The sequence below is a fragment of the Modestobacter caceresii genome, assembly GCF_000761485.1.
GTDB lineage: Bacteria > Actinomycetota > Actinomycetes > Mycobacteriales > Geodermatophilaceae > Modestobacter > Modestobacter caceresii.
The window spans coordinates 101412-121729 of record NZ_JPMX01000091.1 but is presented as its reverse complement, the minus strand read 5'-3'; the positions used below and the strand labels follow the sequence as shown (position 1 = coordinate 121729).

20 protein-coding genes, 1 pseudogene and 1 riboswitch are annotated in these 20318 nt (G+C 73.0%); of the genes and pseudogenes, 14 read left to right on the top strand and 7 right to left on the bottom strand.

From position 1 onward, the window contains the following. Positions 1-56: 56 nt before the first annotated feature. The 3 genes from msrA to IN07_RS18645 all read right to left on the bottom strand — a co-directional run bounded on the left by msrA (position 57) and on the right by IN07_RS18645 (position 2048). Positions 57-572, bottom strand: coding sequence for a peptide-methionine (S)-S-oxide reductase MsrA (gene msrA, locus IN07_RS18655; protein ID WP_036338565.1), 516 nt, complete (start codon positions 570-572; stop codon positions 57-59). A gap of 115 nt (positions 573-687) precedes the next feature. After that, positions 688-1314 carry a maleylpyruvate isomerase family mycothiol-dependent enzyme gene (locus tag IN07_RS18650; protein WP_197058553.1) on the bottom strand — a complete coding sequence of 209 codons (627 nt, stop codon included), beginning with the start codon at positions 1312-1314 and terminating at the stop codon, positions 688-690. A 98-nt stretch (positions 1315-1412) separates the two neighbouring features. After that, a complete protein-coding gene (locus tag IN07_RS18645; protein WP_036338561.1) occupies positions 1413-2048 on the bottom strand; it encodes a TetR/AcrR family transcriptional regulator in 636 nt (211 codons plus the stop codon). A gap of 106 nt (positions 2049-2154) precedes the next feature. On the opposite strand from IN07_RS18645, the gene IN07_RS18640 reads away from it, so the two are divergent. Continuing rightward, positions 2155-2721: a dihydrofolate reductase family protein gene (locus IN07_RS18640; protein ID WP_036338559.1), complete on the top strand. Its 567-nt coding sequence runs from the start codon at positions 2155-2157 to the stop codon at positions 2719-2721. A gap of 93 nt (positions 2722-2814) precedes the next feature. Here the strand turns inward: IN07_RS18640 and IN07_RS18635 are convergent, their stop codons facing one another. Further along, positions 2815-3687, bottom strand: a complete 873-nt coding sequence (locus tag IN07_RS18635) for a PhzF family phenazine biosynthesis protein (protein ID WP_036338556.1) — start codon at positions 3685-3687, stop codon at positions 2815-2817. 195 nt (positions 3688-3882) lie between these two features. On the opposite strand from IN07_RS18635, the gene IN07_RS18630 reads away from it, so the two are divergent. Then, positions 3883-4581, top strand: a complete 699-nt coding sequence (locus IN07_RS18630; RefSeq protein WP_231558467.1) for a class I SAM-dependent methyltransferase — start codon at positions 3883-3885, stop codon at positions 4579-4581. A gap of 169 nt (positions 4582-4750) precedes the next feature. After that, positions 4751-6088 (top strand): aminotransferase class V-fold PLP-dependent enzyme, encoded by a 1338-nt coding sequence (locus IN07_RS18625; RefSeq protein ID WP_197058552.1) that lies wholly within the window; start codon positions 4751-4753, stop codon positions 6086-6088. A 151-nt stretch (positions 6089-6239) separates the two neighbouring features. On the opposite strand, the gene IN07_RS18620 is transcribed toward IN07_RS18625, so the two are convergent. The 3 genes from IN07_RS18620 to pip form a co-directional block, all read right to left on the bottom strand. Then, positions 6240-7877: an alpha/beta hydrolase domain-containing protein gene (locus IN07_RS18620; RefSeq protein WP_036338549.1), complete on the bottom strand. Its 1638-nt coding sequence runs from the start codon at positions 7875-7877 to the stop codon at positions 6240-6242. A 441-nt stretch (positions 7878-8318) separates the two neighbouring features. Further along, on the bottom strand, positions 8319-9614 hold the full coding sequence (locus IN07_RS18615; RefSeq protein WP_052091477.1) for a GNAT family N-acetyltransferase: 1296 nt from the start codon (positions 9612-9614) through the stop codon (positions 8319-8321). 8 nt (positions 9615-9622) lie between these two features. Further along, on the bottom strand, positions 9623-10735 hold the full coding sequence (gene pip / locus IN07_RS18610; protein WP_231558466.1) for a prolyl aminopeptidase: 1113 nt from the start codon (positions 10733-10735) through the stop codon (positions 9623-9625). Between the two features lie 44 nt (positions 10736-10779). Between pip and IN07_RS18605 the strand changes: the two genes are divergently transcribed. The 11 genes and pseudogenes from IN07_RS18605 (at position 10780) to IN07_RS18555 (ending at position 20311) form a co-directional block, all read left to right on the top strand. Further along, the gene (locus tag IN07_RS18605) at positions 10780-11574 is read left to right on the top strand and encodes a MerR family transcriptional regulator (protein WP_036338942.1); all 795 of its coding nucleotides are present in this window, start codon (positions 10780-10782) and stop codon (positions 11572-11574) included. 111 nt (positions 11575-11685) lie between these two features. Continuing rightward, positions 11686-12186 (top strand): hypothetical protein, encoded by a 501-nt coding sequence (locus IN07_RS18600; protein ID WP_197058551.1) that lies wholly within the window; start codon positions 11686-11688, stop codon positions 12184-12186. A 101-nt stretch (positions 12187-12287) separates the two neighbouring features. After that, positions 12288-12380: riboswitch (ZMP/ZTP riboswitch) on the top strand. Between the two features lie 15 nt (positions 12381-12395). Then, positions 12396-13838 carry a glycine hydroxymethyltransferase gene (locus IN07_RS18595; protein WP_036338546.1) on the top strand — a complete coding sequence of 481 codons (1443 nt, stop codon included), beginning with the start codon at positions 12396-12398 and terminating at the stop codon, positions 13836-13838. Between the two features lie 115 nt (positions 13839-13953). Then, entirely contained in the window at positions 13954-14598 is a 645-nt protein-coding gene (locus tag IN07_RS18590) for a LysE family translocator (protein ID WP_036338543.1), read from the top strand. A 63-nt stretch (positions 14599-14661) separates the two neighbouring features. Further along, a pseudogene (locus IN07_RS26775) lies at positions 14662-14838 on the top strand (VOC family protein); the annotation flags it as partial. A 46-nt stretch (positions 14839-14884) separates the two neighbouring features. After that, entirely contained in the window at positions 14885-15457 is a 573-nt protein-coding gene (locus tag IN07_RS18580; RefSeq protein ID WP_036338540.1) for a dihydrofolate reductase family protein, read from the top strand. A gap of 167 nt (positions 15458-15624) precedes the next feature. Continuing rightward, on the top strand, positions 15625-16704 hold the full coding sequence (locus IN07_RS24870; RefSeq protein WP_164700752.1) for a VanZ family protein: 1080 nt from the start codon (positions 15625-15627) through the stop codon (positions 16702-16704). 160 nt (positions 16705-16864) lie between these two features. Further along, positions 16865-17563, top strand: coding sequence for a response regulator transcription factor (locus tag IN07_RS18570; protein ID WP_036338537.1), 699 nt, complete (start codon positions 16865-16867; stop codon positions 17561-17563). Next, complete coding sequence (locus IN07_RS18565) at positions 17560-18705, top strand: sensor histidine kinase (protein ID WP_052091476.1); 1146 nt, start codon at positions 17560-17562, stop codon at positions 18703-18705. Before IN07_RS18570 ends, IN07_RS18565 begins: the two co-directional genes overlap by 4 nt. Further along, complete coding sequence (locus IN07_RS18560; RefSeq protein ID WP_081975538.1) at positions 18702-19910, top strand: MFS transporter; 1209 nt, start codon at positions 18702-18704, stop codon at positions 19908-19910. The genes IN07_RS18565 and IN07_RS18560 overlap by 4 nt, the downstream gene beginning before the upstream one ends. 41 nt (positions 19911-19951) lie before the next feature. Beyond that, positions 19952-20311: a DUF6578 domain-containing protein gene (locus IN07_RS18555; protein WP_231558465.1), complete on the top strand. Its 360-nt coding sequence runs from the start codon at positions 19952-19954 to the stop codon at positions 20309-20311. The last annotated feature ends 7 nt before the right edge of the window (positions 20312-20318 follow it).

Sequence of the window (20318 nt, the reverse complement as noted above, 5' to 3'; positions counted from 1 at the left end):
GAGGCCCCACGCCTCCACCAGCTCCGCTGCAGCTCGGGTCCGCGCCCGACCTCAGGTCATCGGGTGGTCTGCGCCTCGCGGCGCGGGAGCACCCAGTCGGGCCGCACGTAGTGGCAGGTGTACCCGAACGGGATCCTCTGCAGGTAGTCCTGGTGCTCGTCCTCGGCCACCCAGAACGGGCCGGCCGCCTCGACCTCGGTGACGACCTCGCCGGGCCAGATGCCCGAGGCGTCGACGTCGGCGATGGTGTCGAGCGCGACGCGCTGCTGCTCCTCGCTGGTGTAGAAGATCGCCGAGCGGTAGCTGCGACCGACGTCGTTGCCCTGACGGTCCTTCGTCGACGGGTCGTGGATCTGGAAGAAGAACTCCAGCAACTCGCGGAACGAGATCACATCCGGGTCGAAGACGATCTCGACCGCCTCGGCGTGGTCGCCGTGGTTGCGGTACGTGGCGTTCGGGGTGTCGCCTCCCGAGTAGCCGACGCGGGTGGAGAGCACCCCCGGGCGCTTGCGCAACAGGTCCTGCGCGCCCCAGAAGCAGCCGCCGGCGAGGATCGCGGTCTCAGTGGTCATGGGTGCCTGCCTCTCTGTCGAGTACGGCAGGACAACACCGCGACCGGTGTCGGTGCTTCCCACCGCCCGCCTGGCCCGGGTGGCGGCCCCGTTTCGAGCGACTGCGCAGCCGCTGTCAGGCCAGGCGGCGTCGCAAGGTCGGTACGCCGTCGCCGCCGAGGTGGTCGAGTGCGGCCGGGCGGCCGGTGATACCCAGCAGGAGCGCCTCGGCGGGGCCGCGCACTACAGGGCCGCGGCCGTGCGCCCAGTCGAGGTCCGTCGCCTCGAAGCGCAACCCGTCCAGCGCACCTCTGCGCACGATGCCACCGACCGGGGCGGCGGTCAGGAAGGTGAGCACCTTGTGCAGGCGCTCCTCGGGGACGGCGCGCTGCAGACGCAGCGGCCAACGGATGTCCAGGCCGTGCACCACGAGGTCGGTGAGGGGTGCCTCGGGGCCCGACCCCGGAGGGGTGAACTGGGAGTCCGCCTTGCGCCGCAGGACCTCGACGAGCTCGTCGAAGGGCCGGCGTGCCTGCTCGCGGGCCAGGCGGACGTTCGCCCGGTCGAAGCTGCCGCGGCTCGCCAGCATGGTCAGCAGGAACCTCGGCATGCCCACCTCCAGGGGCACGACGAGGTGCGCGACCACGTCGCGAACGCTCCACTCGCCGCACAGGCTCCGTGTCGCCTGCTGTTCCTCCGTCAGTCCCGACACCAGGGCCGCCAGCCTCCGGCGCTCGTCGGCGATCTCCGCGAACGTCTCCACGGACGGCACCCTGGCAGAACCCCGAGAGGGTGTGCCCACGATCCCGCGCGGCCGCGCCCCTGGACCACCGCCGCCTCGTGGCCTCGGAGCGCGCGTGGTCACGGGCGCGGTCCTGGGGCGCCGAGGCGCGCGACCATCGTCCGTACGGCCTCCTCGACCGCGCGGCTGACCCCGTCCTCGTCGATCGACCAGGTGGCGTGGACCAGTCGGGGCCAGAAGACCGCGCTCGCGATCATGCCGAGGAACTGCGTGGCGGCGGTCTCGGGGGAGTCCACCGTGACCAGCCCCGCCTCGTGCTCGGCCCGGAGATAGCGGCCGAGGGAGACGAGGGCGGGGAGCGTGCCGAAGTCGAAGGTCCGCTCGCCCAGCTCGGGGAAGCGTGGTGCCTCGGCGATCAGGAGCCGGAGCAGGTCGGCGGTCCGGGGCTGCACCAGCACCTCGGCGTACGCCCGCCCCAGCGCCAGGAGGCCGGCGTGCAGGTCGCCGGCCGAGGGGACGGGGACGCTCCCTCCCGGCGTCTGGCCCACGGCGAGCACGGTCGCCTCGAACAGCAGGGCCTTGGTCGGGAACTGCTTGAACAGGGTGGCCTTGGAGACCCCCGCGCGCTCGGCCACCCGGGCGAGCGACGTCCGGTCGTAGCCGCTCTCCAGGAACAGGGCCTCGGCGGCGGCGAGGACGGCCGCGCGGTTCTCATCGGCCACACGCTGGTGGTACTCGGGCAGCTCGCGGGTCATGACGCCAGTCTGACACGGACATGAGTCGGTTGACTCACCTCTCTTGCACCCCTACCGTCAGAGAGGTGAGTCGACCGACTCACGTCAGCGCGAAGGAGTGGTCCCCATGCACGACACATCCCCCCGGACAGCCGCAGGCAAGGTGCTGTGGCACTTCTCGATGTCGCTCGACGGGTACGTCGCCGGTCCCGGTCACCGCATGGACTGGATGCCCGAGGCGACCAACCGGCCAGGTCTGATCGAGGAGTACGTCCAGACGACCGGAGCGGTCCTCGGCGGACGCGACGGCTGGGACGCCTTCCCGGACGCGGGCGCCGTGTACGGCGGTGACTGGAGCGGGCCGGTCTTCGTGCTGACCCACCACCCCGAGGACGCCGAACCCGCCGACGGGGTGACCTTCCTCAGCTGCGACGTCGCCGAGGCGATGCAGATCGCCCGGCAGGCCGCGGGCGGCAAGAACGTCGAGGTGCTGTCCCCGACGATCGGCCGGCAGCTGCTGGAGCGCGGCCTGCTCGACGAGATGGACCTGCACGTCCTGCCCGTGCTGCTCGGCGACGGGGTGCGGCTCTACGACAACCCGGGCGGGGCCCCGGTGCCCCTGGAGTTCCTCAACGGCGACCCGGTCGAGGAGGTCAACCTCAGGTACCGGCCGGTCTCCACGGTCGGCGGCTGAGACCGACCGCACTCCTGGCCCCTGGAGCGGCACGCGCGGGTGTGCTGATCCGGGCAGGGCCGGTGTGGGCGTCGGTGAGGCGTCGCTGCGTTCTCAGCGCAGCCGGCTCGCCGGCTCCAGCGCGACGGCGGTCCCCGTCACCTCGATGCCACTCGAGGACCCGGCGGGGATGTCGACCTCCAGCACCCCCGGGCGTCCCATGTCGGCACCCTGCAGGACGGTGACCGTGGCGGGCACCTCGATGTGCCCGCCTTCGCGCAGGTACCCGCCGAATGCCGCGGCGGCGGCGCCGGTGGCCGGGTCCTCCACGACCCCGCCCGGGGGGAAGGGGTCGCGGGCGTGGAAGGTGCTGGGTCCTTCCCGCCACACCAGGTGGGTCGTCGTCCACCCGCGCGCGTCCATCAGCGCGGCGAGGGCGTCGAAGTCGTAGTCGAGCGCCCGCAGCCGGTCGCGGGTCGCGGCGGCCAGGACGGGGTGCCAGGCCCCCGCCCAGGCCACTCTCGGCGGCAGCGCCGGGTCGAGGTCGGACTCTGACCACCGCAGCGCGACGAGCAGGTCCCGGCGGTCGTCGTCCGCCAGCTCGACCGTCCGCGGCGGCACGCTGGTGAGCGTCGCGCGGACGGTCCCGTCGTCCACGGCCCGGGTGAGGACGCCGACCTCGCCGGCGGGTGTGTCGAAGGTCAGCCGGCCGGGGCCGTGCCGTTCGGCCCAGGCCACGGCCGAGGCGATCGTGGCGTGCCCGCAGAAGCTGACCTCGGCCCGCGGGCTGAAGTACCGGACGTCGAAGCGGTCACCGCGCGGCACCAGGAAGGCGGTCTCGGAGAACCCGACGTCGGCGGCGATCGCGAGCATCTGCTCGGCGGTCAGGCCGTGCGCGTCGAGCACCACGCCCGCCGGGTTGCCGCCGTCGGGCGTGGCGCTGAAGGCGGTGTACCGCAGGACCTGGGGCAGTTCTGTGTTCGTCACGGGAGGGCTCCTTCCGGGCCGGCGACGTCATGGTGGGCCTCGATGCAGTGCTCGGGGATGCGGACGTGCTGGAGACAGTCGAGCCGTTCCCCGGGGCGGTCGTCCAGTGGGAGACCCCCGGCGACGTCCGAGGTCGCCGGCCGCGGCTCCGGTACGTTGGCGCCCGCTCGACGGTCACCGGAGGTGAGGCCGCACGTGGAGGTCAACGACTACGACAGCTTCGGCGCGGCGTACTCGGCGGAGAACGAGGTCAACCTCATCAACGCCCACTACGAGCGACCCGCGATGCTGGACCTCGCCGGGGACGTACGCGGTCGCCGCATCCTCGACGCCGGGTGTGGCTCCGGACCGCTCGCTGCGGCGCTGCGCGACCGGGGCGCTGTCGTGACGGGGTTCGACTCCAGTGCGGTCATGGTCGGGCTGGCGAGGGACCGGCTCGGCGAGGACGCCGACGTGCACGTCGCCGACCTGTCCGCGCCACTTCCCTTCGCCGACGGCGGCTTCGACGACGTGACCGCGTCGCTCGTCCTGCACTACCTGCGCGACTGGACCGCACCGCTGTCCGAGCTGCGTCGAGTCCTGAGGCCGGGTGGCCGACTCGTGCTGTCGGTCAACCACCCGCTGCTCCACAAGATGCTGAACCCCCAGGCGGACTACTTCGCCGTCACCGAGTGGACGGACGAGTACACCTTCAGTGGCCAGTCGGCTGTGCTGTCGTATTGGCACCGGCCGCTGCACGCCATGACGGATGCCTTCTCGGACGCGGGCTTCCAGGTCGCCGTCGTCAGTGAGCCCCCGTGGTCGCCGGACACCCCGGCGGAGCTGCTGCCACCACAGTTCGCCGGCCGCACGTCGTTCGTGAGCTTCCTCTTCTTCGTGCTGATCGCGAACTGAGCGGCGGGGCTCCGGGCCCTGTCCATCGGGTGGACGACGCGCCTGTCGGGCTCCCCATCGGATGGATGCCCGGATGTGTGGTGTCGTCGTCCGCCGTCGCGGGTCGGCGATGGGAAGCTTCCGCGCGGTCGCCCGAACGGGGACCGGTCGCGACGGGAGCTCGATGGCAATGACGTCCTTGTTCGGAACGGGAGACCTGGCCCAGTTGGACCCCCTCATCGGCGCCGACCTGCGGATCTCCGTCGGCGGCGAGCAGCGTCGGTACATCGACCTCGACGCCGCAGCCACCACGTCGGCCTCGGCGGGCGTCGTCCGGGCCGTGCAGGAGTTCCTGCCGTGGTACTCCAGCGTCCACCGCGGAGCCGGCGCGAAGTCGCAGTACACCAGCGCCCGGTACGAGCAGGCTCGCGAGACCCTCACCCGGTTCGTGGGAGCCGATCCGGCGACGCACGTGGCCCTGTTCCCCCGGAACACCACCGAGGGCCTCAACCTGACCGCCTTCCGGTTGGGTCTGACCCGGGACGACGTCGTCGTCACCACCGCGGTCGAGCACCATGCCAACCTGCTGCCCTGGCAGCGTCATGCGCAGGTGCGGGTCGTCGACGTCGACCGGTCCGGGACCTACGACGTCGCCGCCGTGGTCGCCGCCCTGGACGCGCGGCCCACGCCGCGCGTGCTCGCGGTGTCCGGGGCGTCCAACGTCACCGGCTGGCTGCCCGACCTCGCCGCGATCGCCGCAGCGGCCCGGGCCCGCGGTGTGCTGGTGGTGGTCGACGGGGCGCAACTGGTGCCGCACCGCCCGGTGGACATGGCCGCGCTCGGGATCGACGTGCTCGCGTGGTCCGGCCACAAGATGTTCGCGCCCTTCGGCGCGAGCGGGCTGGTCGTCGACCGACGGCTGCTCGCCGACGGGGAGCCCTTCCTCGTCGGGGGTGGCGCGGTGAAGGCCGTCTCGCACGAGGAGGTGATCTGGGCCGACACCCCCGACCGGGACGACGCGGGCACACCCAACGTCGTCGGCGTCGTGGCCCTCGCTGCCGCCGCGGAGGAGCTGCTCGCCGCCGGAGCCCGGAACCGGGTCCACGAGGACCTGCTCGTCCGGGCGCTGGACGACGAACTCGCCACCGTTCCCGGACTGCGTCGCCTCGGCCCCACGACCGGCGACCGTCTGCCGGTGGCCGCCTTCGTCATCGACGGCATGCCCCACGGCGAGGTCGCGGACCGGTTGTCCCGCGAGCACGGCATCGGGGTCCGCAGCGGGTGCTTCTGCGCCCACCCCTACCTCAGCCGACTGTTCGGGCTCACCCCGAGCGAGGTGCAGCAGTTCCACGACGACGCGCGGGTGGACCGGGCCGACCGGCTGCCGGGCGCGGTGCGCGTGAGCTGCAGCTCGGCCACTCCACTGGCAGACGTCGCCACGCTGGGCGAGGCCCTGCGCGCCGTCACCGCCGCTTCCCGGGGCGAGGTCCGGACCCGCCCCGTTGCGATGGCTGGTCAGGGGCGCTGAGTGGGGCCGCACGCATCGCCGTCCGGGCGCGGCGACCGTCTCGACCCCGGCGCACCCCGCCGAGCTGAGCAACGCGGCGGGAGCCTCGACGGTCGTCCCGGCGCGGCGATCCCGGTGGCGAGGCCACCGGGACCGCCGGGGAGCGTTCGCGTCAGCCGACGTCGGACTCCTTCGCCTGGCGGATGAGCTCGTAGGCGTCGTAGTAGGTCAGGAAGCCGGCGGCCTGCAGCTCGATGACGTTGTCGGTCACCTGCGTGACGTAGTCGCGGTGGCTGCTGTACAGCTCGTCCAGCCGGGCTTGCTCGAAGGGCACCTCGTACCCGGCGATGAAGCAGAACGAGGCGCCGGTGGCCGTACCGAACCAGGTGCTGGTGGGCACGTCGAGGAACGGTGAGCGCAGCCCGCCCTGCACGTTGCCGAACTCGTCGAGCACCGGCTCGCCGCGCTCGACGACGATCGGGTTGGACCGGGGCGGCGCCACGCCGTCGCGGACCCAGCGGTCGAGGTTGTCCAGGGCCGCGTTGAAGAAGATCGAGCTGGGGAACCGGCTCCGCGGGCCCTCGTTGCAGGCTTGCGGCGGCACCTCGCGGCCCGCGGCGACGATGTCCGCCGAGGACGCCGAGTAGTACAGCTCGAAGGGCGTGGCGTGCCCGGCTCCGGCCATCTCGTAGTGGCGGAACTGGTCGGGGGCGATGTCGCTGTCGGGGCGGCGCGAGCCGATGCCGCGCAGGTAGTCCGACTGGGACATGACCTGGATGACCGGCACGCCGATGCCGTAGAGGTCACGCCGCGGGTCGTCCACCGGGGGCGCCGGCTCGCACTGGTTCATCGGGTAGGCCCCGGCGAAGGCGCCACCGGCGACACCGACGAGGTAGGCGTCGTAGGTCGGCGCACCCTGCTCGGCGACCACGAGCGGGTGGACGGCCTTCATGTAGTTGACGAGGTAGCCCCCGGTCTGGGAGTAGCCGAAGCCGTAGGCGCGCTCGACCGCCGTCCCGCCGGTGCCGTAGGTCAGCGGGTTCGAGGTCTCGTCGCTGCGCAGCCAGTTGCCGACCTGGGTGTAGATGTCCCAGACCAGCCCGTTCTCGGTGGCCTGGGTGGTGTCGGCCGGCAGGGGCGTCGGTTCGGTGGCCGGGTCGGCGTCGGCGTCGACGACGGAGCAGTTGGCCGGGTCGTCCACGGGCAGGGGGTTGGCGGAGGAGAGGGAGCCGTACCGCTCGGCGTCGAAGGTCTTCAGCGCGTCGACGGCGATCGGCTTGGCGGTGATGCCGACCCAGGCGTCGCCGTTGTCGATGATCTCCTCGCGGGCCAGGGCCCAGCCGATGTTGAGGTCGAACAGGTTCGAGGGGTTGAGCATCTCGACCACGACGTTGCCGCTGAAGTCGTCGGCGTCGGCGGGACGGCGTACGAGCACGCGGGTGGTGTACGGGGCGTCCGCGGTGCGGACCACGGCGGGGGCGTCCTCCGGCCAGCTGTACACGTTCGAGGTGCCGCTGGCGAGGAACTCCTCCTCGGTGTAGCCGATGGCGCCGAGGTCCTCGGGCACCTCCTGGTGGGCGGCGCCACCGAAGGGGTGCGACTCGTCGCTGGAGGGCAGCGGACCGCTCACCTGCGGTACGGGCCCCACGGCGCGTTCCCCGCCGCTGTCGGCCGGGGTGCTCGCCGGCTCCGGGGCCGGGGCGGCGACCGCCGGGGCGGCCGCGCCCCAGGAGGCGGTGACCAGGCCGGCGACGAGCAGGCCCCGTCCGACGGCCCGGGCGCGCGGTGACGAGGAGGTGATGCGGTGCATGGCTGCTCGATCCTGTGGTCGGTCCGAGGCGTCGTTGCCCCGGGTCTCTCCAGGGACCCACGGCGGTGTGGGCCCGCCGACCCGGAGGCGGTGGCGTCCGGGTCGCTGCCGTGCGGCTGGGCTCCTTCCCGAACGGGTGCGGTCCCTCCGGCCGAGTGGCGGGACGGCCCGGGAGTCGGCGTTCACGTCCCGGGCTCGGCAACGGGCGCCCGAGAGCTCCCGTCACCGGGGTGTCGCTCAACGTGCTCCTCATCCCGCCGCTCGGCAAGTCGTCGCACGGGCGTGGGGAGGGAGCGGGGCACCACCTGGAGCTCTCGGCGTGACCGTGTTGATCACCCGGCCGTCGTCCGGGGGGCGGAGGGCGACCGCCCCCAGTCCGTCGGTGAGCATCGCCCACTCGCCAGATCGACTCCTGCGCCAGCTCGGACGTCCTGGGCGCGGTCAGAACCCGATCGCGTTGTGGGGCGGCGGGTCGGTGCGGAACAGCCTCGACAGCAGGTGCGTGGCGTCCGGGGTGTGCGGCCGGATGTGGCCGGCGGAGGTCAACAGGGCTGCGGAGTTGCCGCCGAGGTAGAGCGCGCCCAGGGCCGCGACGTCGATGGTGAGGTCGGGGTCGCGCTGGACGCGCCGGCAGGTGGGTGTCGGTCCACGGGTGTCCAGCAGCCAGGTCCCCACGTTGTCCGGGCACATCGGGTCGCTGGGGACGGTGAAGGTGAGATCTGCGTCGAGGTCGTAGGCCCGCGCGGTGAGCGCGGCGGGGACGTCGAGCAGGCGGAGCCACAGGTTGTCGGACTGCCTGGTCACGCGCAGGGCCCGGGGGTTGCGCAGCATCCAGCGCAGCGGCTCGTCGGTGGGTCGGCCGGCGGCCACGACCCGCTTGGTCAGGTCGAAGTCGAGCAGCAGTGCCCACATCGACCGGTACGCGTCGTCGGTCGTCGCCTCGAGCCGTTCGACGACGAGGGTCCCGGCGTCCTCGATGCGGGGTGACCAGGGCAGCCGGTAGTCCGCGATGCCGTCGATGCGGCCGTCCCCGTCGCGGTGGAGCAGGTAGCGCAGTGGCCCGTCGTCCCCGTCGGCGTCGTCGGTGAGGGACCGCCAGTGGCCGGCCGTCGAGGACACCTCGCCGTTCCTGGTGGCGTGGACCTGCCGGTGGACCACCGGCCACGCCGCTCGCGCCTCCTCGGCGTCGGCCAGGACGAGACTGCCCGCGGGCTCAGGGTGGGGGAGCAGGCCCGCGTCGGCTCGCTCGATCTCCCATCGGGTGCGGATGGTCGCTGGGGCGAAGCCGAACCGGCCGTAGATGCCGCCCTCGCTGGCGCTGAGCGCCGCGAGCGGCTCACCCCGGGCCAGGGCGGCGTCGAACATCGCCTGCATCATCGCGCGGAGGACACCGCGGCGGCGGTGGGTCGCCCGCACCCCGGTGGAGGTGACCCCACCCGCGGGGACGGCGCGGAGGCCGGGCACCGTGATCGTCAGGGACAACATCGCCGATGCCCCGACGATCTGGTCACCGTCGAACGCAGCCTGGGTGTGGACGTGATCGGCCAGGACCTCGCGCGTCGCCTGCTCCAGCTCGTCCGCCGACGCAGGGCGTCCAGGGCGGGGCCAGACGCCGGCGCCGCCGTGCCAGGCGGCCGGGGCGGGCTCCCACTGCGGGAGACCGTTGATGAAGGGCAGGACCCTCAGGTAGTCGGCGGCTTCGGACTGGACGATGGGCCGTACCGAGAACGCCGCCACGGGAGCATTCAGCTGCCTGGTCCGGACTCCGGGCAAGTCGTTTTCTCCGCACCTGCTCTGCGGTCGGCGACCCGGTTCAGGTACTCGATCATCACGGGCGTCATGCCGCCGCCCGAGTGCCCGGCATCGCCGACGACCACCAGCTCGCCGTCCGACCAGGCCTTCGACAACTGCCAGGCGACGTCCAGTGGCCCGCTGACGTCGTATCGGCCGTGCACCATGATCCCCGGGATGTCGGCCAGCCGGTGCGCGTCGCGGAGCAGTTGGCCGTCGTCGAGGAAGCAGCCGTGGGCCCAGTAGTGGGTGACCACCCGGGCGATGGCCAACTGGGACGCCGGGTCCGCCACCGACAGTGACGGCTCGGCGTCCGGGGCGAGGGAGACGTGGGTGTCCTCCCAGTCGCACCAGTCCTGGGCGGCCTTCGCCCGCACCGCTGGATCGGGGGAGTGCAGCAGCCGGCTGTAGGCCGCGGCGAGGTCGCCCTCCCGTTCGGCGGCTGGGACGCCGTCTCGGAACCGCTCCCACTCGCGCGGGAAGACCCGGCCCATGTCGCGGGTGATCCAGTGGGTCAGCCACCGGTCGGGGCTGGTGATCGCGGCCAGCGCCAGCTCGCTGACCCGCTCCGGGTGCGCCTCCGCGTACGCGAGGCCGAGCGTCACGCCCCACGAGCCGCCCCAGACCAGCCAGCGGTCGATGCCCAGGTGCTGGCGCAGTCGTTCGATGTCGCGCATCAGGTGCGGGGTGGTGTTCGCCGACAGGTCGACCTCCGGCTCGCCGGCCCACGGGGTGCTGCGCCCGGCGTTGCGTTGGTCGAACAGCACCACGCGGTAGCGCGCCGGGTCGAACTGCCGGCGCATGCCCGGACGGCAGCCCGATCCCGGGCCGCCGTGCAGCACCACAGCCGGCTTCCCGTCCGGGTTGCCGCACTGCTCCCAGTACAGCGAGTGGCCGTCGCCGACGTCGAGCATCCCGGTCTCATGGGGCTCGATCGGCGGGTACCGGTGATCGACCACGTGGGCATGGTGCCGCAGTTCCAGGTCGCCCACCGCGTACCGCACCATCAGGCTCGCAGCTGTGGCGCGGGCCGCGCTGGAGCCCTTCTCCTGCGGCGCCGCCGTCACCGCTTGACCTTGACACCGTGTGAGTGGGTCTGGTGCGTGGCGACATGTTGAGCATCGGGGAGCTGGCGCATCGCACGGGAGCCTCGCGGCGCATGCTGCGTCATTGGGAGGAGATCGGCCTCCTGGCGCCGGCCGAGGTGGATCAGCGGACCGGCTACCGGAAGTACAGCGCGAGCCAGACGGGTCGGGTCCGCGCCATCACGGCCCTCCGTGCGGTCGGCTTCGGGCTGGAGGCCATCGCTGATCTCCTCAGCTCCGACCTGTCCGAGGCCCGCCTCGTGGCGCTGCTCCGTGCGCGGGAGGTCGAGCTGATGGCGCAGGTCTCCGAGGCGACGACGCGTCTGCAGGAGGTGCGTGGACGCCTCGACTCCCTGGAAGGAGGACGGCGAACGGTGATGAACTCCCTCGAACTGGGTCCGCTCCCGGGTCTGCAACTGGTGGCCCTGCAGACGTCCGTGGGTGACGAGTCCGAGATCGGTGTGGCCGTGGCCGAGCTGACCCGTGCGTTGCGCTCTCAGCTGGCCGAGCTCCGCCGTGACGATGCAGAGATCGTGCTCGCCTACGACGGGATGGCGGACGAGCAGGCGATCTCCGTGACGGCCGGGGTACCCGCCGCGGACCTGGAGTTGGGCCACGAGCTCGCGCTCGTCGCCGTTCCCTCATCGGAGCGCGGAGTGACGGTCCGGTACGAGAGCGCACCTCGCAGCATCGGCGATGCCTGGATCACGCTCGATGCACGGCTGGAGCAGAACGGCTTGCGTACGGAAGGGGTCTACCGGCAGACGCTGACCGCAGAGGGTGGGGTGGTCCTCCAGGCACCTGTGGTCGCCCTGTCCTGAAGCGAGTCCGTGCACCACGATCAGGTCGCCGGGGCGCCCGACGTCCAGCGGCGCGGGGCCGGTGGTGGTGACATGCGAGAGGGAGGCCCGATGATCGGTGATCGTTGGGGCGTGAGCGACGAGGAAGTCGCTCGGCACTACCCATGCGACGGCTTCGTGCCGGCTCCGGTCTGGCGGGCCTGGCGCGGAGTCACGGTGCACGCCCCTCGCAGGGACGTGTGGCGGTGGGTCGCTCAGATCCGACTCGCGCCGTACTCCTACGACTGGATCGACAACCTCGGGCGACGCTCGCCGCAGGAACTGCGAGACCTGGCCGAACCGACCCCCGGCCAGCAGTTCACGACCGCTGGCGGACGGCCGGCCGGGCGCATCCTGAGCGTCGAGTCCGGGGTGCAACTCACCGGCCAGATCATGGGTGCGGTCATGTCCTATGTCGTCCTGTCCACGGGCGGGCCCACCGAGGGGCCAACTCGTCTCCTGCTGAAGGTCGTCGGCGCACACAGCCGCTGGATCGCCCCGCCGCTGTCTGTCGGGGACCTCGTCATGGCACGTCGGCAACTGCTGAACCTCAAGCAGCTCGCCGAGCGATCGACCACGCGATCCGACACCTGACACGGGACTGTCCGTCTGCCTCCGGCTGCGACGGTGTGCGACCAGGCGCGCCACTCGCCGCGTGCAGCCGCTTGTGTGTTGTCGGGGGCCCCGCTAGCTTCGACGCGGGCCGTGACTGGCGCATCGCAGGTGGGATCGACCACCGGGGAGCGGCCCCGTCGACTCGACGCCTGCCGCGCGCCTGGGCTCCCGTCGATCGAGGAGAGCCCGTGACCAGCACCGTCACCCGCGAGACCGCCGCCTTCGCCAGCGCCCTGGACGTCATCGCCCAGGTCGAGCCGCGGGTCGCGGCAGTCATCGGGCAGGAGCTCGCCGACCAGCGTTCGAGCCTGAAGCTGATCGCCAGCGAGAACTACGCCTCGCCCGCCGTCCTGCTGGCGATGGGCAACTGGTTCAGCGACAAGTACGCCGAGGGCACCCCGGGACGGCGTTTCTACGCTGCCTGCCAGAACGTCGACACCGTCGAGCGGCTGGCCGCCGAGCACGCCCGCGAGCTGTTCGGCGCCGACCACGCCTATGTTCAGCCGCACTCGGGCATCGACGCCAACCTGGTCGCCTTCTGGTCGATCCTGGCCCACCGGGTGGAGTCCCCGGCCCTGGCCGAGGCCGGGGTCAAGAACGTCGACGCGCTGACCGACGCCGACTGGGCACAGCTGCGCCGGGCCCTGGGCGACCAGCGGATGCTCGGCATGTCGCTGGACGCCGGCGGCCACCTCACCCACGGCTTCCGGCCGAACATCTCCGGCAAGATGTTCGAGCAGTCCAGCTACGGCACCGACCCGGCGACCGGGCTGATCGACTACGCCGCCCTGCGCGCGCGGGCCCGGGAGTTCCGGCCGCTGATCCTGCTGGCCGGCTACTCCGCGTACCCGCGCCGGGTCGACTTCGCCGCGATGCGGGAGATCGCCGACGAGGTGGGCGCCACGCTGCTGGTGGACATGGCGCACTTCGCCGGGCTGGTCGCCGGCAAGGTGCTCACCGGCGACTTCGACCCGGTGCCGCACGCCGACGTCGTCACCACCACCACGCACAAGTCACTGCGTGGCCCGCGCGGCGGCATGGTGCTGTGCACCGAGGAGTACGCCCCGTCGGTCGACCGCGGCTGCCCGATGGTGCTGGGCGGTCCGTTGCCGCAGGTGATGGCCGCCAAGGCCGTGGCGTTGGCGGAGGCCCGGCGGCCGGAGTTCGCCACCTACGCGGAGCAGGTGGTGGCCAACGCCCGGGCGCTGGCCGACCAGTTGCTGCGCCGCGGTGCCCGGCTGGTCACCGGCGGCACCGACAACCACCTCGTGCTCGTGGACGTCGGTGGGTTCGGGCTGACCGGGCGGCAGGCCGAGGCCGCGCTGCTGGACGCCGGCCTGGTGACCAACCGCAACACCGTGCCTGCCGACCCGAACGGCCCCTGGTACACCAGCGGCATCCGGCTGGGCACCCCGGCGCTGACCACTCGCGGGCTGGGTGAGGCCGACCTGGCCGAGGTCGGGGACCTGATCGTCGACGTCCTGGCCAGCACGCAGTCCGACGGCGACTCCAAGGTCCGGTACCGGCTGGAGCCGGCGGTCGCCGAGCGGGTGCGGGCCCGGGCGACGGAGCTGGTCGACGCCCACCCGCTCTACCCCGAGGTGCAGCTGGACCTGGCTGCCCAGGGCTGAACCGCGGCGGACCCGCCGAGTTCAGCCCTCTCGCCCCGACGGCTGACGGGCATGGCCACAGGAGCGTGCCAGTCTCCGTCGGCGCACCTCATCGACTGTGGAAGGACGGACCCTCGTGGTCTCCAGCTCTGCCCTGCTCGGCATCGCTCTGGTCGAGTTGGGCCTGGTCCTCACCCCCGGGCCGAACATGATCTACCTGGTGTCGCGGTCGATCAGCCAGGGGCGGCGGGCTGGGTTCATCTCACTGCTGGGGGTGGCGGCCGGCTTCTTCGTCTACCTCGCGGCGGCCGCAGCCGGCCTTGCCGCCGTCTTCGTCGCCGTGCCGGCTGCCTACACGGCGCTGAAGGTGGCGGGGGCGGCCTACCTGCTCTACCTGGCATGGCAGGCCGTCCGGCCCGGCGGCACGAACGTCTTCGCGCCGCGTGAGCTCCCGGTTGACCGGCCCCGCCGGTTGTTCGCGATGGGGCTGTTCACGAACCTGCTGAATCCGAAGATCGCGGTGCTGTACGTGTCGCTGCTGCCGCAGTTCATCGACCCCGACGGCGCACCCGTGGCGCTGCAGAGCCTCGTGCTGGGCCTCACGCAGATCGCGATCGCGCTCAGCGTCAACGGATTGATCGTCGTCTTCGCCGGGGGGCTCGCCCGGTTCCTCTCCGTCCGGCCGACCTGGATGCGAGTCCAGCGCTACCTCATGGGCGGGGTGCTCGGAGCCCTGGCGGTGAAGCTGGCCACCGACAGGTCGCGTACAGCGGCTGTCTGACGCGCCACGTGGCGATCACCGCCGCGGGGCTCGGCCGCAACCGCTCCTGCCGCGGCGTGCTCTCCGGCCGACGGCATCCCGTTCACCCAGTTCGCCGTCGGCGACGTGCACGCCGAGGTGGAGCGGCTCAAGGGGCTGGGCGTGCAGTTCACCCAGGACGCGACCGACTTCGGACCGGTGGTCACCGCCGTCCTCGACGACACCTGCGGCAACCTGATCCAGCTCGCCACCATGAAGTAGTGGCGCGAGCACGCCCTGGTCACGCGCGCCTGACAGGATCGCGCCCGTGCGTGCGCTGACCTACTACGTGGGGGTGACCCTCGACGGGTTCATCGCCGCCCCGGACGGTTCCTACGACTTCTTCCCGGTGACCGAGCCGCTGCTGGAGTTCATCGCCCAGGAGTTCCCCGAGACGCTGCCCACGCACGTCCGCGGCCAGCTGCAGATCGCCGATCCAGGCACGCGGTTCGACGCCGTGGTCATGGGGCGAGCCACCTACGAGCCGGCCCTGCAGGCCCAGATCACCAGTCCCTATGCCCACCTGGACCAGCACGTCGTCTCGACCACGCTGCCCGCGGACATCGACCCGGCGGTGCAGGTCAGTCGGGACCCGGTCCAACTCGTGCGCCGACTCAAGAGCGAACTCGGCGCCGGGGTGTGGCTGGCCGGCGGGGGAGTGCTGGCCGGTGCGCTCCTGGACGAGATCGACGTCCTGGTCCTCAAGCGGTACCCGATCGTCCTGGGCGCCGGCATCCCGTTGTTCGGCCCCGGTGCGGCCGAGGCCCGACCCTTCGACGTCGTCGACGAGCGCTCCCTCAGTGGCGGCACCCAGGTCAGCACGTACGCCCGGGCCACCTGACCGCAGCCCGGCGCCGGGTCGAGCTCCCGGCCGCCGACCGTGCCCGGGGATGTCGTGGGCGTATGCGGAACCGGAGACGCCGGGGCAACGGCGGTTCGCCTGCACTGAGAGCTGTCCACCAGTTCTCGATGCCGCACCGGCTCTGCCGCGCGGGGAGGAGCACTCCCATGACGACCACCCACCACCTGTCCGCCGACGGGGCGCCCGGCGCCCCGTCGGGTCCGCGGCGAACGGGTCCTCTCCTGCTGGCCGCGGCCGCTGTGCTGTTCGTGGTCGGCTGCATCACGCTCGGTCCGACCGGGTTCGTCGCCGACGCCCGCAGGGCGGTGGTGGCCGGGGTCGAGACCCTCGCCGCGCCCTGGCCGGGCACCGTGCGCCGGGCCCAGGTCGAGGCCGTGGCGAACGCGCTGCTCTTCGTCCCGGTGGGTGCGCTGGCCGCCCTGGTCCTGCGGCGCTCCGGTCCGGTGCTCCCGTTGGCCCTGGGGGGCGCGACCTCGGTGCTGATCGAGCTGGCACAGACCGCGCTGCCCGGCCGGGTCCCCGACCTCGTCGACGTCGCCGCCAACACCGCCGGCACGCTGGTCGGGGTCGCGCTCACCACCATCTGCCTGGTCGTCGCGCGCCGCTCCCGGCGAGGCGGCGCGCGCCGTCCCCGGCGGGGGACCGGCGCTGCGCTGGTCACCGCGACCCTGCTGATCGCGGGCGTGGCCGGCTGCTCGTCGGCCGATCCCTCCGTCCCTCCGGGGTCCAGCGTGTTGGCCGGTGTCGCCGACACCCCGGCTCTGGGTGCGTCTGGCGGGGGAGCCATGACCGTCGAGAACGGCTACGTCGCCGACGGCGAGGAACTGTCGGCCTTCGCCGACGTCCCGGCCATCACCGGGCTCGACAGCGCGCTGCGCACCGCCGTCCAGGACGCGGCCCGGGATGCGGCTGCCGACGGGGTGGACCTCCACGTGTCCAGCGGATGGCGCAGTGCGGCCTACCAGCAGGCGCTCTTCGACGCCGCGGTGCACCGGTACGGCAGCCCCGAGGCAGCCCGGGAGTGGGTGCTGCGTCCCGACGAGTCCTCCCACGTCACCGGCGACGCGGTCGACGTCGGGCCCACGGACGCGATGTACTGGCTGTCCCGGTACGGGTCGGACTACGGCCTCTGCCAGACCTACGGCAACGAGATGTGGCACTACGAGCTGGCCGTCGAGCGCGGCGGTCAGTGCCCGCCGCCGGCCGCCGACCCCACCGCCGGCTGACCGCGTGACGGCCACCCGCGAACCGGCCAGCGTCGTCGCGGCCCGGCAACTCGCCGCCGAGGCCCACGCGCGTCGCCGGGTGCCCGCCCGGCGGGTCGCCCCGTCCTCCGCCCTGCGCGCCGATACGTCGAGGAGACACCCGGCTCCCTACCCTCGCCGCATGCGCGTGCTGATCGCCGAGGACGAGCCCTACCTGGCCGACGCCATCCGGGACGGGCTCCGGCTGGAGGCCATCGCCGCCGACGTCGTCCACGACGGGGACAGCGCGCTGGAGAACCTGGCCGTCAACAGCTACGACGTCGTCGTGCTCGACCGTGACCTCCCCGGCACCTCCGGGGACGAGGTCGCCCGGCGGATCGTCGCCGAGAACCTGCCGTGCCGCATCCTCATGCTGACCGCGGCCGACCGGCTGGAGGAGAAGGTCGCCGGCTTCGAGCTCGGCGCCGACGACTACCTCACCAAGCCCTTCGCGATGCGGGAGCTGGTGGTGCGGTTGCGTGCGCTGGGCCGCCGTCCGCTCGAGGGCGCGCCCCCGGTGGTGGAGTTCGCCGGCCTCACCCTCGACCCGTTCCGCCGGGAGGTGTACCGCGACGGCCGGTACGTGGGGCTGACCCGCAAGCAGTTCGCGGTGCTGGAGGTGCTGATGGCCGCCCGCGGCGGGGTGGTCAGCGCGGAGTCGCTGCTCGAGCGGGCGTGGGACGAGAACGCGGATCCCTTCACCAACGCCGTCCGGATCACCATCTCCTCGCTGCGCAAGCGCCTCGGCGACCCGTGGCTGATCCACACCGTGCCCGGCACCGGCTACCGGGTGGGCGGGCCGACGGCCGACGACGCCGCGAACGGTCCCGGCCTCCGGTGAGTGCCCGGCTGCGGCTGACCCTGAGCTACGCCGGCTTCCTGCTCGTCGCCTCCGCCGCCCTGGTGGCCCTGCTGGTGTACATCCTGCGGTTCGTGCCCGAGGGCAACCTCAGCGCACCCGGCGCCCCGTTCCTGCCCGACCGGAGCGACCTGCTGGACGCCCTCTGGCCCCGGATCTGGCAGGTGCTGGCCGTGCTCCTCGTGGTCGGGACGGGCGGGGGCTGGTTGCTGGCCGGCTGGATGCTCCGGCCGCTGCACCAGGTCCACGCCGTCGCCCGGCACGTCGCCGCCGGGTCGCTGGACCGCCGGGTCCGGCTGACCGGGCGGGACGACGAGTTCGGCGAACTGGCGGACACCTTCGACACGATGCTCGACCGGTTGCAGGCCACGCTGGACGAACAGCGCCGCTTCGCCGCCAACGCCTCGCACGAACTGCGCACCCCCTACGCCGTGGAGCGCGCGATGCTCGACGTGGCGTTGGCCGACCCGGCCACCGTGGACGTGCCCCGGCTGCTCGCCCGGCTGGACGAGACCAACCGCCGGGGCACCGAGACCGTCGAGGCGCTGCTCGCCCTCGCGGCCCTGGACCAGGGGCGCACGCCGCCGCGCACTCCGGTCGACCTCGCCGAGCTCGCCGCGGGCGTCGTCCGGGACCTGGCCCCGCTGGCCGACCGCGCCGGCATCGACGTGCACACCGATCTCGGCGAGGGCGACCTCGACGGTGCCGAGCCGCTCGTCCGGCAGCTGGTCACCAACCTGGTGCTCAACGGCATCCGGCACAACACCGGCCCGGGCGGGACCGTGCACCTGACGACGGGCAGCACCAGCGAGGGCCGGGCCGAACTGCGGGTGACCAACACCGGTCCGCGGGTGCCCCCGGACGTGCTGGGCACGCTCACCGAGCCCTTCGTCCGAGGCGGAGGACGGACGTCGGTCGGCAGCACCGGGAGCCAGGATCCCGCTCAGCCCGGCAGCGGGCTCGGACTGGCGATCGTGGCCCGGGTGGCCGAGGTGCACGGCGCGGCCCTGCAGCTGTCCGCGCCGCCGGAGGGCGGCCTGGACGTGCGAGTGGGGTTCCCCGCGCCGGGGGCCGGCGGTGCGGGGTCGTCCTCAACGGGGCCGTTCTCCGGCGGGCCCAGGTGAACGGCGCACCGGAGCCGCCGGTACCGGGCGCGCTCGACCTGCAGGACGGCCCGCGGGCCTGGTCGGTGGTGGCAGCGGCCTTCGTCGCGATGTTCACCAGCTTCGGGGTGGCCTACAGCTTCGGGGCGTTCCTGCTCCCGATGAGCGCGGAGCTCGGCTCCGGGCCCGGGGGCACCGCCGCCGTCTTCTCCCTGACCACCCTGGCCATCTTCGGCCTGGGAGCCCTCTCCGGGCCGGCGGTCGACCGGTTCGGGCCCCGGCGGGTGGTGCTCGTCGGGGCCCTCGCGATGGGTCTCGGCCTCGTGCTGACCTCCCGCGCCACGGCGCTGTGGCACGCCTACCTGGGACACGGCCTCGGCGTCGGGCTCGGGGTGGCCTGCAGCTACGTGCCGTTGGTGGCCGTCGTGGGCGGTTGGTTCACCCGGCGACGCACCCTCGCGGTCGGCATCGCGGTGTCCGGCATCGGGCTCGGCACGCTGCTCGTCGCCCCGCTGGCCGCCGACCTCATCGCCCGCCACGGCTGGCGCGAGGCCTACCTCCTGCTCGCGGCGGTCAGCACCGTCGCACTCGTCGGATGCGCCCTGCTCGTCCGCGCTGCCCCGGTGGCCACGCACGTCGAGCCGGCGCCGTTGCTCTCCCGCCTGCGCACCCCGGCGTACCTGCGCCTCTACGTGAGCGGGCTGCTGCTCTCGATCGTGCTGTTCGTCCCGTTCGTGCACCTGCCGGCCTACGCCGCGAGCCGGGGCGCGGGTGACGTGGCGGCGGCGACGCTGGTCGGGGTGATCGGCGCGGCCAGCGTCGTCGGGCGGCTGGCCCTCGGCGCCGCCGCTGCCCGCACCGGAGTGCTCCGCACGTACCAGGCCTGCTTCGCGCTGATGGCCGGCAGCTTCCTGCTCTGGCTCGGCGCGCCCGGCTACCCGCGGCTCGTGGTCTTCGCCGTGCTGCTCGGCATCGGGTACGGCGGGTTCGTCGCGCTCAGTCCGGCGCTGGTCGCCAGCCTGTTCGGGGTGCGGGGACTCGGTGGGCTGCTCGGCGTCCTGTACACGTCGGCCGCCGTGGGGTCCGCGCTCGGACCTCCTGCCGCGGGCGCGGTGATCGGCGCGACCGGGGAGTACCTGCCGGTCGTCCTGGCCGCCGTGGCGATCGGCGCGGTGGCCACCGCCGTGGTGCTCACCGTCCGGGCTCCTTCCCCGGTGGGCTCGTAGCTGGTGCGGTGCCCGCCGACGCCGCAGGAGGATCTGTACCCGTGGTGGACGTCGTCGTCGAGGTGGGTGGCTGGGAACACGAGTGCTGTGGAGAGGCCATCGAGCGGGACCAGCTCGTCGACCTGCAGTGCATCCGGCACAGGGGAAGGGACGGTCAGGAGCGCCTCGTCGAGTCCCACCACGACTTCCCCGTCGACGAACGGGTCCGGGGACGGGTGGTCGACGTGCAGGTGGTGCACGACGGAGGAGTCGCTCGACCTGTTCTCCGCGTGCCGAGCGGGGGAGCCCTGCGGCGCGTCGACGAGGACGACGACGGCCACCTGGAGGACCCGTGGACCGGTGAGGTGATCACCTCACCGGGCAGGGACTTCTTCGTGACGGTCCGGACGACGGCCCGCTGACAGCTCT

Excerpts from the sequence above, each read along its gene's own strand:
- IN07_RS18640 (WP_036338559.1), top strand. The coding sequence starts at position 2,155 with ATGCACGACACATCCCCCCGGACAGCCGCAGGCAAGGTGCTGTGGCAC.
- IN07_RS18645 (WP_036338561.1), bottom strand. The coding sequence starts at position 2,048 with ATGACCCGCGAGCTGCCCGAGTACCACCAGCGTGTGGCCGATGAGAAC.
- IN07_RS18620 (WP_036338549.1), bottom strand. The coding sequence starts at position 7,877 with ATGCACCGCATCACCTCCTCGTCACCGCGCGCCCGGGCCGTCGGACGG.
- msrA (WP_036338565.1), bottom strand. The coding sequence starts at position 572 with ATGACCACTGAGACCGCGATCCTCGCCGGCGGCTGCTTCTGGGGCGCG.
- IN07_RS18605 (WP_036338942.1), top strand. The coding sequence starts at position 10,780 with ATGTTGAGCATCGGGGAGCTGGCGCATCGCACGGGAGCCTCGCGGCGC.
- IN07_RS18625 (WP_197058552.1), top strand. The coding sequence starts at position 4,751 with ATGACGTCCTTGTTCGGAACGGGAGACCTGGCCCAGTTGGACCCCCTC.
- IN07_RS18570 (WP_036338537.1), top strand. The coding sequence starts at position 16,865 with ATGCGCGTGCTGATCGCCGAGGACGAGCCCTACCTGGCCGACGCCATC.
- IN07_RS24870 (WP_164700752.1), top strand. The coding sequence starts at position 15,625 with ATGACGACCACCCACCACCTGTCCGCCGACGGGGCGCCCGGCGCCCCG.